This is a genomic window from Helicobacter pylori (genome assembly GCF_003638305.1).
GTDB lineage: Bacteria > Campylobacterota > Campylobacteria > Campylobacterales > Helicobacteraceae > Helicobacter > Helicobacter pylori_DJ.
Window position 1 is genome coordinate 36297 of record NZ_MVYP01000013.1, and the last position, 12458, is coordinate 48754.

General features: G+C 36.9%; 8 protein-coding genes. 5 read left to right on the plus strand and 3 right to left on the minus strand.

Features of this window, described 5'->3' with window-relative positions; translation table 11 throughout:
• The first annotated feature begins 148 nt into the window (after positions 1 to 148).
• Genes EAL04_RS06415 through EAL04_RS06425 form a run of 3 tightly spaced genes read left to right on the plus strand, consistent with a single transcriptional unit; the run spans position 149 to position 4194 of the window.
• On the plus strand, positions 149 to 811 hold the full coding sequence (locus EAL04_RS06415) for an outer membrane protein assembly factor BamD (protein ID WP_120974097.1): 663 nt from the start codon (positions 149 to 151) through the stop codon (positions 809 to 811).
• A 42-nt stretch (positions 812 to 853) separates the two neighbouring features.
• Complete coding sequence (lon, locus tag EAL04_RS06420; RefSeq protein ID WP_120974099.1) at positions 854 to 3358, plus strand: endopeptidase La; 2505 nt, start codon at positions 854 to 856, stop codon at positions 3356 to 3358.
• 8 nt (positions 3359 to 3366) lie between these two features.
• Positions 3367 to 4194, plus strand: a complete 828-nt coding sequence (locus EAL04_RS06425; protein ID WP_120974112.1) for a prephenate dehydrogenase — start codon at positions 3367 to 3369, stop codon at positions 4192 to 4194.
• A 292-nt stretch (positions 4195 to 4486) separates the two neighbouring features.
• Here EAL04_RS06425 and EAL04_RS06430 read toward each other — a convergent pair whose 3' ends face one another.
• From EAL04_RS06430 to EAL04_RS06440, 3 genes are all read right to left on the minus strand, one after another.
• Positions 4487 to 5350, minus strand: a complete 864-nt coding sequence (locus EAL04_RS06430; RefSeq protein WP_120974101.1) for a DNA/RNA non-specific endonuclease — start codon at positions 5348 to 5350, stop codon at positions 4487 to 4489.
• 118 nt (positions 5351 to 5468) lie between these two features.
• Positions 5469 to 7331 carry a site-specific DNA-methyltransferase gene (locus EAL04_RS06435; RefSeq protein WP_120974103.1) on the minus strand — a complete coding sequence of 621 codons (1863 nt, stop codon included), beginning with the start codon at positions 7329 to 7331 and terminating at the stop codon, positions 5469 to 5471.
• Entirely contained in the window at positions 7325 to 9889 is a 2565-nt protein-coding gene (locus tag EAL04_RS06440) for a DEAD/DEAH box helicase family protein (RefSeq protein WP_423750107.1), read from the minus strand. Before EAL04_RS06440 ends, EAL04_RS06435 begins: the two co-directional genes overlap by 7 nt.
• A gap of 201 nt (positions 9890 to 10090) precedes the next feature.
• Here EAL04_RS06440 and EAL04_RS06445 point away from each other — a divergent pair, with 201 nt between their 5' ends.
• Complete coding sequence (locus EAL04_RS06445) at positions 10091 to 10939, plus strand: biotin synthase (protein WP_001155622.1); 849 nt, start codon at positions 10091 to 10093, stop codon at positions 10937 to 10939.
• Positions 10939 to 11817, plus strand: a complete 879-nt coding sequence (locus EAL04_RS06450) for a YihY/virulence factor BrkB family protein (RefSeq protein WP_120974107.1) — start codon at positions 10939 to 10941, stop codon at positions 11815 to 11817. The genes EAL04_RS06445 and EAL04_RS06450 overlap by 1 nt, the downstream gene beginning before the upstream one ends.
• The last annotated feature ends 641 nt before the right edge of the window (positions 11818 to 12458 follow it).

Genomic DNA, 12458 nt, shown 5'->3' on the forward strand with positions numbered 1-12458 from the left:
CATTATAGCGATGGGTGGCGTCTTTTTGGTGTGGCTGGGCTTGATTTGGAGAAATGGTGCTGACATTATTCGGTGGGAATAAGAAAGATAAGAAAAAATAACCATGAGTTATTCAAAAATTTAAATTTAATTTTATAAGATAGGTGGCATGCGTTTAAAACATTTTAAAATTTTCCTTTTTATCGCAATGGCGATGATTGTGATAGGCACCGGTTGTGCGAACAAAAAGAAAAAAAAAGATGAATACAACAAACCGGCGATCTTTTGGTATCAAGGGATTTTAAGAGAAATCCTTTTTGCTAATTTAGAAACAGCGGACAATTATTATTCTTCTTTACAGAGCGAACACATCAATTCCCCTCTTCTCCCAGAAGCCATGCTAGCTTTAGGGCAAGCGCACATGAAAAAGAAAGAGTATGTTTTAGCATCTTTTTACTTTGATGAATACATCAAGCGCTTTGGGACGAAGGACAATGTGGATTATTTAACCTTTTTGAAACTGCAATCGCATTATTACGCTTTCAAAAACCATTCTAAAGACCAGGAATTTATCTCTAATTCTATTGTGAGCTTGGGCGAATTTATAGAAAAATACCCTAACAGCCGTTACCGCCCCTATGTAGAATACATGCAAATCAAATTCATTTTAGGGCAAAATGAGCTCAATCGCGCGATCGCGAATGTCTATAAAAAACGCCACAAGCCTGAGGGCGTGAAACGCTATTTAGAAAGGATAGATGAGACTTTAGAAAAAGAGACTAAACCCAAACCATCGCACATGCCTTGGTATGTGTTAATTTTTGATTGGTAGGATATTTCAAAACCATACAAATTTATAACAGAGAGATGAAAAATGACTGAAGATTTTCCTAAAATTCTGCCTTTATTGGTAGAAGAAGACACTTTTTTATACCCCTTTATGATAGCCCCTATTTTTTTGCAAAATAACGCGAGCATTAAGGCGGTGGCTTACGCTAAAAACAACAAATCATTAGTCTTTATTGCATGCCAAAAAGACAAATTGAACGATAATGAAGCCCCTTATTATGATGTGGGGGTGATAGGCTCGGTGATGCGTGAAGCCAACATGCCTAATGGGCGCGTGAAATTGCTCTTTAATGGCATCGCTAAGGGGCGTATTTTAGAGCCTACCAAAGAAAACGAGCAAGGCTTTTTAGAAGCTCAAATAAGCCCTATTGAATATTTAGAATACGATAAAGAAAACATTCAAGCGATCGTGGAAGTGTTAAAAGAAAAGGTGATCACTCTAGCCAATGTCAGCTCACTCTTCCCCCCGGATTTGATCAAGGCTTTAGAAGACAATGACGATCCTAACCGCATCGCTGATTTAATCGCAGCGGCCTTGCATTTGAAAAAAGATCAAGCGTATTCTCTTTTTGCCAACAACAACACCGAGCAACGCTTGTTGGATTTGATTGACATTGTGATAGAAGAAACTAAAACCCAAAAACTCCAAAAAGAAATCAAATCCAAAGTCCATCAAAAAATGGAGCAAACCAATAAGGAATATTTCTTAAAAGAGCAGCTCAAACAAATCCAAAAAGAGCTTGGCACAGACAAACAGCGAGATGAAGACTTAAACCAATACTACCAAAAACTAGAAAGCATCAAGCCTTTTTTGAAAGAAGAAGCGTTTAAGGAAATCAAAAAGCAAATTGACCGACTGAGCCGAACCCATGCGGACAGCTCTGATAGCGCGACTTTACAAAATTACATTGAAACCATGTTAGATGTGCCTTTTGGGCAATATGAAAAAAAAGCGCTTGACATTAAGCATGTCAAAGAGCAACTAGATAACGATCATTATTCCTTAAAAAGGCCTAAAGAGCGCATTGTAGAATACTTTGCCACCATGCAGCTTTTAGAAATGCGCCACAAGAAAAAACCAGAAAAAAAAGACAAAGCTAAAGGCACGATTTTATGCTTTTATGGGCCTCCTGGCGTGGGTAAAACGAGTTTGGCTAATTCCATCGCTAAAGCGATAGAACGCCCTTTAGTTCGGATCGCTTTAGGAGGATTAGAAGATGTGAATGAACTAAGAGGGCACAGACGCACTTATATAGGCTCAATGCCCGGGCGCATTGTCCAGGGGCTTATTGAAGCTAAAAAGATGAATCCTGTCATGGTTTTAGATGAAATTGATAAGGTGGATAGGAGCGTTAGGGGCGATCCAGCGAGCGCTTTATTAGAGATTTTAGACCCTGAGCAAAATATCGCTTTTAGGGATCATTACGCGAATTTCAGCATTGATTTGTCGCAAGTGATTTTTATCGCTACCGCCAATAATATTGACAGGATTCCGGCTCCTTTAAGAGACAGAATGGAATTTATCAGCGTGTCCAGCTACACGCCTAGCGAAAAAGAAGAGATCGCTAAAAACTACCTCATCCCCCAAGAATTAGAAAAGCATGCCTTAAAGCCTAGCGAAGTGGATATTAGCCATGAGTGTTTGAAACTCATTATTGAAAAATACACCAGAGAAGCGGGCGTTAGGGATTTACGAAGACAGATCGCAACGATTATGCGTAAAGCGGCTTTAAAATACCTAGAAGATAACCCACACAAAAAAGGGCGGACCAAAAAAGGCGAAGATCAAAAAGGCGAAAAACAAAAAGGCGGAAATGAAGAAAACGAAAAAAGAGGCGAGAACAAAGATTTTTGCGTCTCTATCACGCCTGATAACCTTAAAGAGTATTTAGAACGCATGGTGTTTGAGATTGACCCCATAGATGAAGAAAATAAAATCGGTATCGTCAATGGTTTGGCATGGACTCCAGTGGGCGGTGATGTGCTTAAAATTGAAGCGGTTAAGATTAGGGGCAAGGGGGAATTAAAACTCACCGGGAGTTTAGGCGATGTGATGAAAGAATCCGCCATTATTGCCTTTTCTGTTGTCAAAGTCTTGTTGGATAACGAAACCTTAAAAGCGCCAAAAATCCCTAGCGAGGCCGATGCAGAGAATAAGAAAAAGAAAAAAGCGCTGAAAGTTTATAACGCTTACGATTTGCACTTGCATGTCCCTGAGGGGGCTACGCCTAAAGACGGACCGAGCGCTGGGATCGCTATGGCGAGCGTGATGGCAAGCATTTTGTGCGACAGAGCTACAAGAAGCGAGGTGGCAATGACGGGCGAATTGACTTTGAGCGGGGAAGTTTTGCCCATAGGAGGGTTGAAAGAAAAATTGATCGCCGCTTTTAAAGCCGGCATTAAAACCGCTCTCATTCCTGTCAAAAATTACGAAAGGGATTTAGACGAAATCCCTACTGAAGTGCGAGAGAATTTAAATATCGTTGCGGTGAAAAACATCGCTGAAGTGCTAGAAAAAACTTTGCTTTGAAATTTGACATGAAAGCAGGCATTATTGGTTTAGGGCTTATGGGAGGGAGTTTAGGGCTAGCCTTGCAAGAATGGGGGCGTTTTAAAAGCGTTATGGGCTATGATCATAACGCTTTGCATGCTAAATTGGCTTTGACTTTGGGGCTTGTAGATGAATGCGTGGAATTTGAAAAGATTTTAGAATGCGATGTGATTTTTTTAGCCATTCCAGTTGAGGGCATCATTGGGTGTTTGAAAAAAATGACCTCTATCAAAAAAAGCGCAACAATTATTGATTTAGGGGGGGCAAAAGCGCAAATCCTTCACAATATCCCTAAAAGCATCCGTCAAAATTTTATCGCCGCGCACCCCATGTGTGGGACAGAGTTTTATGGCCCTAAAGCGAGCGTTAAGGGGCTGTATGAAAACGCTTTGGTGATATTGTGCGATTTAGAAGATTCAGGGATTGAGCAAGTAAAGCTCGCTAAAGAAATCTTTTTAGGCATTAAAGCGCGCTTGATTAAGATGAAATCCAACGAGCATGACACCCATGTGGCTTATATCAGCCATTTACCCCATGTTTTGAGCTACGCTCTAGCTAATAGCGTTTTAAAGCAAAACGACCCAGAGATGATTTTATCCTTAGCGGGTGGGGGGTTTAGGGACATGAGCCGTTTATCTAAAAGCTCGCCTTTAATGTGGAAAGATATTTTCAAACAAAACCGAGACAATGTCTTAGAAGCGATTGAAAAATGCGAAAAAGAAATCGCGCAAGCTAAGGCTTGGATAGAAAATAACGATTATGAAAGCCTTGCAGAATGGATGGCGCAAGCGAACAAGCTCCAGGAGTTCATGTAAAAAATTAAAATTTGTATAGTGTTGTTTTTGGGGGTGCATGGATAGATAGCATGGATTGATCCAGCAAACCAGCAAACAACCATAAGAGATTATCTTAAACCCGGATTCATTGTTGTGTTTGCCATAATTGTAATAATAATTCTTGTCTCATTTCTCCAACGCCCATAAAACCCTTATCGCTTCTAATAAAAAACCAGTTTTAAGCCGTTTAGGGATTTGATTCCTTAAACCTTTTTATCCAAAATACCGGTGTTTTTACGAGTATTTTATATTGGTATTTTAAGGGCAGTTTTTAATATTTCTTAGAATTATTCATGTATTTGGGCAATTCATTCAACTCAGTGTTTTTATTGTTCTTAAAAACCACTTGCTTTTCAACCCGCTCGTATTCTTTACAATCTCTTCTCATTTCTTGTAAGGGATATTTTTGGTTGTCATTAGGGATATAAAAGCATTCGCTTTTAGCGTTTTCATAGCTGTCCGTTAGGCTTGTATCATAGTGGTACCAAAATCCGCTAGGGATAGCGATATTTTTAGAGCTGAAAGTTCTATAACCCTGTTTGATGATGGTGAGTTCTTCTACTAAAACTTGATGGTATTTCCTGGCCAAATTACGGCCCTCTTTTTCTACCAATAAAACAGAATGCCTGTTGGTGTTTTTGGCTTCAGGGGTGATATTAGTCATTCTGTAAGTCTCTCTTAAAGGGTTAGAGGCAAAATCAAAAGAAGCGTCATTCGCCACAAAATGCCCCCTATCAAAACCGCTTCTTGTGTAATCTTGTGTAACGGCTTGTTGATACTCTGCTAATCGTGTGTCCGGCTTAAACTCATAGCGTTTTTCAATATTGTTTTTATCCACTAAATCCCCAAACAACACGCTCACGCCATAAATAGGGTTTTTCAACTCGCTAGAATAACACACCGAATAGAAGTTATTTTTTAAGACTTTACAATCAATGTTAGTGAGCATGCCATTAGCGTTATGAGTGGGATTGTGGTTTTTAGCAGGATTAGCGCTATTGACTTGATCCTTGATTTCATTAAGCTTTTTAGTGGTGTAGCTGTTAATAGCCTTAGTGAAATTATCCAACATGTCCGCTTGAAGCCAACTCATAGCGATCAGGCTAAAACAGAGCCAGTTTTTAAAAATTTTCATGTTTCACTCCCTTTTTTGATTGGCTTGAATACTACAACAATATTTTTAATCGTTTATTTTTGCCCACTAAATAGGCGTAGCGTTTTGATGCGTTAAATCGTGCGTTGAACGATTAAACTTAAGAATAAAAAATTTCATTGTATTTTTTAGTGATCTCATCTATCTCCCATGCGTCTTCGTCAATATCGCCCAGGTTTAAATAGTCTTCGTTAGAGTCTAAAAGATCACGACATTTTCTTTTTTGCTCATTGAGATCTAAATTGTGGAACTCTTCGCTATGGATTTCATCTATCTTACAATCGGCGCGTTTTAAAAAACGCTCGCTAAGAGCGTTAAAGATTTTTAGGCATTCGCTCGTGCTGTTAGCGTTAAGGATTTGTTTTTTAATTCCTGAATTCACTTCTTTCAATTCAGCATAGACAAAACTCCCGCCCCCTTTAAAATCGCATTTTTTAGAAATGCCCCCTTGCTCGCCCTCTATGACTTTTTTTAACCTTTCTTTAGTGATAGTTTCTATATAGTCCATTTGCTCGATACCAATGTAGCGGCGTTTCATTTTGTGCGCCACCGCGCAAGTCGTCCCGCTCCCAGCAAAAAAGTCTAACACGAGGTCGTTTTCTTGGGTGGAAATTTCTAAAATTCTTGAAATTAGGGCTTCGGGTTTGGGTGTTGAAAATAAATCGGTATTTGAATTTGCAAAAAGGACTTTTATTTCACTTGTAGCTTTTATATTTGTGGTAACCCCACATTCTGCGTTAAAAACATTGCTTGCCTTTACTTCCCTATCGCCTTTTCTAATATATCTCATAGAAAACTCATCGCTTTTTATCACAAAAGTTGTGCCTTCTTTTATTTCGTCATCCAGCTTGTCTTGTGTCCATTTAAATTTGGCGTTAATTCTTACCATGTTTGAATTTGTTTTATTTACTATTCTTAAATCATCAATTAATTCCATTTTATTAAATTTTGTAGGCTTAATCACTCCCTTAAAAGTTTTAAAATATATGGAATTTGGTGGAAATTGTAAAGTTCTCTTTACATTTACTTCATTTAAAATAGGAAAATCTTGTCCTTCTTCAGCCATATCCCCATTGAAAATAAGCCCAAATTTAGTTTGTTCATAGCACAAAATATACTCTGTTTTTATGCGTATTCTTGATAAGCTATTACTTGTCTTTTCCCACACAAAACAAGCTACAAAATTCTCTCTCCCAAAAATCTCATCCATTAAAACTTTTAAATAAGCCTGTTCGTTGTCATCGCATTGCACAAAAATCACGCCATCATCGCTTAAAAATTCCCTAGCCACTTCAAGCCTGTTTTTCATAAACACTAGCCAAGAGCTGTGGTTAAAATTATCGTTGTAGTTAAAGCTGTCATTACCGGTATTATAAGGGGGGTCAATGTAGATGCATTTCACTTGTTTAGCGAATTTCTTTTTTAAAGAATGAAGAGCGATCAAGTTATTGCCTTTGATAAGGTAGTTTGTGTTTTTATCTTTTAAGGCGTTTTTTAGATCGCCTTGTCCATGCATTTCAAAACGACACAACGCTTTTTTATTTAAAAGCGTGTCAATTTCGTTTTTATGCAGTATTTCATGGTAAAAACACTCTTTAGATTTGGTGTTGTTATCTTTAGCGTTACCGAGTAAAACGTTGTCTTTAAAAGGGAAATTCAAAACGACTAATTCGCTGGATTTGATAGGACACCCTTGTGAATATAAGCCTATTTTATTTTTAAATCGTGTGAAAGATTTTTCTAATTCTTTTATTTCTAAACATTCTAATAACGCTTTTTCATTGAATACGAGCGAATTAGCGATCATTTTAAAAAAGTGTTTTTTATAGTCGTTAGCGTTTTCATGCTCAAGCATGAAAATTAAAAGCTTTTCATCAGCTGTTAGGATTAAAGTAACTAATCGTTCTTTAGTGAAATGATTAATTAAAATATCTAGTAGGGTTTTGAGTGGGGTTTTTAACATTCTTTGTCCTTAAAAGTTTGATGGAAAGCGGTTTGAAAATCGCCATTGAATACGCGATTATGGAGCGTGAAAAAAGGCAAGCCTTTTAAATGGAGTTTTTTGTTATGGCTTTTAAGCGTAGCGTTTTCTAGCATTTCTAAAAATTCTTTTTTCCAAGCGTTAGAATGCTCTAAATGCTCGCCTTTAGCTTCCATGTAACAAGTGAAGCCTAAAAATTCATCTTCATGCGTTTGGGCAAAAAGGATAAAATCCGGCTCAAAACCTTGCGCGTAAAAGGGGCTATTTTCTATATTGCAAAAAACTTTTAATTCAGCGAAATGATCGTTCCTTAAAACGCACCATTCTTTGAATTTCTTGTCTAAAACCTCTTTATGGTCGTTGATAAAATCTAAAAACTCCCTTTCTAAATCGCTGTCTAGTTTTCGCATGTCCTTAAAAAGCAGCCATTCATAAAAGGGAATGTCTTTTTCCAATTCACTAGCGCTAAGGCTTTTATTATGCGTTTCAAATTCTTTTAATTCTAACGCGCTCACGCTAGGTTTATCTTGCTCTTTTAAAAGCGTGTCTTTTAAGTTTTCAATGATATAAACAGCGAGTTTTAAAAGGATTTCGTTGTTATCAAACTTTTGGTTTTTATGGAAGTTTGTTTTTAATGAAGAGACATACCGCTCTATAAATTCCACTTTATTGTTAAAGGCATGTTTTTTAAAGGCTTTTTTAAGCGTTTTGAAATCCAGGTTTTTTAAATTAAGGGCTTTTAAAAAATAGTTTATAGGGATTTTATTTAAGGTATGGGACTCAAAATAAGTTGTATCGCCTTTATTTTCTTTTTTAAAATCCACTTTCTTTTCACGCACAATAAAGCCAAATAAGGGGACATGCAAGCTTTTGAGTTTGGCTTCAACAGGGTCTGAATAATCCATATTAAATAAGTTTTTCTTTTTGTCTTTTGTATTGCTCGCATAGTAGCATTTGAAACGCTTGGTGGGCGTTAAGGGGATAGTTGTTTTTTCCTTTTCAATTAATTCTAATCCTAACTCTCGTAACTCTTCTTTTAATTTAGCGATAAATTCGCTGTTATAAATGGCATGGTAGTCTAACCTCTCTAGTGCGCTTAAGGGATTGGCAAGATCAAATTTGCGTTGGTAAAACTCTATGCGGCTTGGCTTGAAATCGTTGTAGCTAAAGGGGTAGTATCTCGCTCCTCGCCCTATGAGCTGGGCATCTTTAATGGTGTCTTTTTGATTGGCTTTATTTTTAAGCCTGACAATGTCAAACAAATTCAACACATCCCAACCCTCATTGAGCTTATCCACGCTAAAAATCACTCTTTTAGGGTTGTCTCTGTCTTCTAGTGAGTTCAATAAAAGCATGCCTTTTTCTAATTCTTTTTCGTTATTGGTGTTAATCTGGGTGCTTTTTTTGAATTTCGTTTGCAAGAATGCCACAAGGTTAGGGGTGTAATTTTTCTCATCAAAAAAGTTTTTAGCGGCTTTAAAAAAAGCGTTGCGGCTGTAATGGAAAAAATTTTCTAAATCTAAAGGGCTTAAATTTTCTAAAAACGCATTGAAGAGCTCTTGATTTTTTTTACTCTCTTCAATCCTTTCGCTTTTAAACAAAATACAGGGTTTAAAGTTTTCAATATTATGGTGTTGGGCTAACAATTCTTTATACAAACTGGAAACGCATGCCCCTAAAAAGCGCGTTTCTAATTCTTTATTTTCATAGGAAAGGGAGTAGATGTTTTTGCAAAATTTATCTTCGCTAAATTCTTTTAAGGTGTAAGTTACCACCTTTAAGTTTTCATATTTTTCTTTAACGCTTTTTTCTTTAGGGATAGTGGCGCTAAATTCCAGCAATAAATTGTCTTTATTTTGTTCTAGCGCTAATTTCACCACGCTTTCCCAGTTGCGTTTTTCGCTAGCCTCACTATCATTTAATTTCTTTTTAGTTTCTGTGTTTAAATGGTGCGCTTCATCCGCTAAAAAAACCAATTTCTGATCTTTTAAATCCTCTAGGGTGATAGCGTTTTCTTTAGCTTTAGTGAATAATGAAAACAAGCCTTGAATGGTGCTGAAATAAATGTTGATAGCGTTGTTATGGCTCTCGTTTAAATTATTGATGCTTTTAATTTCTATGTTTTCATCATTGATATTGATATTTTCACTAAAAAGGTATTTTGATGAGAAGCTGTCTGTAAAATTCAATTTCGTTTTTTCTAAAATGCTGGTGCTGTTTACAAAAAAGATAAAATTTTGATAGCCTTGCTTGTAGCATTCTAAAATCAAAGCCGCCATCACTAAGGTTTTGCCGCTACCGGTGGCCATTTCAAACATGAAATGCTTTTGAGTTGGGTGGGATTGGCGTTTTTCTAAATAATTATATATCGCTTGTTTTTGATAGTCTCTAAGCTCTTTTTTTAAATTACTGGTGATGTGGGTGGGTAGATCTATTTCTCCATTACTATGCGCGTTATTGGGTGCGTTATTTGGCGTGTGATCTTTTATCGCTGATTGGGGGGGGGGGGTAACTTTGAATGGATGAATCTTGCATGAAATCCCTTAATGAAAAAGTGGCAAAATTATAGCGTAAAGTTTTGAGATTAATTTTAAGTGTGCGAGCGAACAATTGAATGAAAATCAAATAAAGTTTTAGTTTTAATATTTAATGGAATAAAGCCCTTAAAATCAAAAAGCGCTTCTTTTTCTTTGCTATAATCAATCTCAAAAAACCAACTTTTTTAAAACAAAGGAATGATTATGCAAGAGATTTTTTTATGTTCTATTTCCAATGTGCGCAGTGGGGATTGTAAGGAAGATTGCGCTTATTGCACGCAAAGCTCGCACCACCAAGGAGCGATCAAGCGCTATAAATTTAAAGATGAAAAAGTGGTTTTACAAGAAGCTAGAGCCTTAAGGGAATTAGGGGCTTTAGGGTTTTGTCTGGTTACTTCAGGGCGCGAATTAGACGATGAAAAATGCGAATACATCGCTAAATTAGCAAAAGCGATCAATCAAGAAGAATTGGGCTTGCATCTAATCGCATGCTGCGGGCGCGCGGATTTGGAGCAATTAGAATTTTTAAGAGATGCGGGCATCCATAGCTATAACCACAATTTAGAGACTTCGCAAAATTTCTTCCCTAAAATTTGTTCCACGCACACATGGGAAGAAAGGTTTATCACATGCGAAAACGCTTTAAGGGCGGGGTTAGGCTTGTGCAGTGGGGGGATTTTTGGGCTTAATGAGAGCTGGGAAGACAGGATTGAAATGCTTAGGGCGTTAGCTTCGCTCTCACCGCACACCACGCCGATTAATTTTTTCATTAAAAACCCGGTATTGCCCATTGATGCAGAGACTTTAAGCGCAGATGAAGCCCTAGAATGCGTGCTTTTGGCTAAAGAGTTTTTGCCTAACGCTAGGCTTATGGTGGCTGGGGGGCGTGAAGTGGTGTTTAAAGATAACGACAAAAAGGAAGCCAAGCTTTTTGAATACGGCATTAATGCGGTGGTGTTAGGGGATTATTTAACCACCAAAGGCAAAGCCCCTAAAAAAGATATAGAAAAACTGCTCTCTTATGGCTTGACAATGGCGACAAGCTGTCATTAATGAGAGAACTTTTTAAAAGCGTTAGAGGGTTTTTGCGCCTTCTTAGAATGATTTTCCCCAAGCGTCTGAAAAACGCCTTTTTGGGCTTGAGCGAATTGTTTTACTACGCTTCCAGCTTGAGTTTTTATACGATTTTGTCTTTATCGCCTATTTTGTTGTTTGTGTTCAGTCTTTTTGTGTCTCATTATTTGCAAGCGCACAGCGGTGAAATGGAAGCCTTGATTTTCCCTAACGCTCCTAAACTCATTGGCGCGATTAAGGATTTTTTAGAAAATTTTAAAAAAACAGACATGACTTTAGGCACGCTTGAAGAGGTGTCTATTGTGGTGGCGTTGGTGCTTTTTTGTGAAAACTACCGCTCCATCGCGTCAAAAATTTTTCAAGCAAAGCCCAGAGATTATGCGCATTTTAAGGGTAAAGAAATCTTTTTATTTTGGGGTTTTGGCACGACTTTAGTGTTTTTATTCGCTCTGCCTTTGGTGGTGTTTTTTGATATTAAGATCCAAGTGTTTTTTGAAGATAAAAATTCAAGTTTGTTGCATGTTTTAAGATGGATAGGCACTTACGCGTTTTTTTTGATCCTTTTTACCATTCCCACGAACAAGGTGTTTAAACATTATTTTTGGGTGTTTTTATGGGTGTTTTTTACGAGCGTTTCTTGGCATGTGCTGAAATGGGCTTTCACTTATTATGTGTTGTATAATCGCACTTACCATGAGCTTTATGGGAGCGTTTCTATTTTGTGGTTTTTGATGAGCTGGGTGTATGTGAGCTGGCTTGTGATTTTAATTGGCATGTATGGGTGCAAGGTGTGCGACACATTCGATCCTAAAGAAGTGTTTAAGAAATTTTTAGGCTTTTTTAAAAAAGAAACTTGATGAAAAAGTTTTCTTTTAGATCGGTTCTAAAAATCCAAACACAAACCCCCTAAAAACCCAAACTAAAAAGTTAAACACAAAAGAAATAAAAAGCAACACCAGCTGAAGAATAAAGAATAAAGAATAAAACTTTCTAAAAACATTTCTTAGCGCTCTTTAGAATTTAAGCGCGGTTTAGGGATTTTAAAAACTTCATAAACTTCCTTTAAAAAGAAGCTTGGATAAGAGTTTCACAAATAATTACATTCTTTAGAGAATAAAACTTTTCTCTTAAATCCGTGTTTAATTGATGCTTTCTCGCCAAAGATATAAATCTTAAACTTTTTAAAAAAATTGGATTTTAGATCTTATGTTATGACTTTAAGCTTTATTTTATGACTTCAAATTTATTTTGTTTTCAAACTCGTTTTCTTAAAACCCTAAAACCTTTGAATAAAACAATAAACCCCAAATCAAAACAACTAAAAATAAAAAAAAATGAAAAAAACAACAAAAAAATAAAGCACTAAAATATAATCAATAATGAAATTAAATAAAAAGCAAGACTAAAAAAACATTTCCCTATCCCTGCACCGACCTACATTCCCACTCTTGAAAAGAGCAGTATTATCAGCGATGAAGAGCTTGACTTCCAGGTTCGG

Coding starts and splice junctions, on each gene's coding strand:
- EAL04_RS06415 (WP_120974097.1), top strand. CDS start 149: ATGCGTTTAAAACATTTTAAAATTTTCCTTTTTATCGCAATGGCGATG.
- lon (WP_120974099.1), top strand. CDS start 854: ATGACTGAAGATTTTCCTAAAATTCTGCCTTTATTGGTAGAAGAAGAC.
- EAL04_RS06425 (WP_120974112.1), top strand. CDS start 3,367: ATGAAAGCAGGCATTATTGGTTTAGGGCTTATGGGAGGGAGTTTAGGG.
- EAL04_RS06430 (WP_120974101.1), bottom strand. CDS start 5,350: ATGAAAATTTTTAAAAACTGGCTCTGTTTTAGCCTGATCGCTATGAGT.
- EAL04_RS06435 (WP_120974103.1), bottom strand. CDS start 7,331: ATGTTAAAAACCCCACTCAAAACCCTACTAGATATTTTAATTAATCAT.
- EAL04_RS06445 (WP_001155622.1), top strand. CDS start 10,091: ATGCAAGAGATTTTTTTATGTTCTATTTCCAATGTGCGCAGTGGGGAT.
- EAL04_RS06450 (WP_120974107.1), top strand. CDS start 10,939: ATGAGAGAACTTTTTAAAAGCGTTAGAGGGTTTTTGCGCCTTCTTAGA.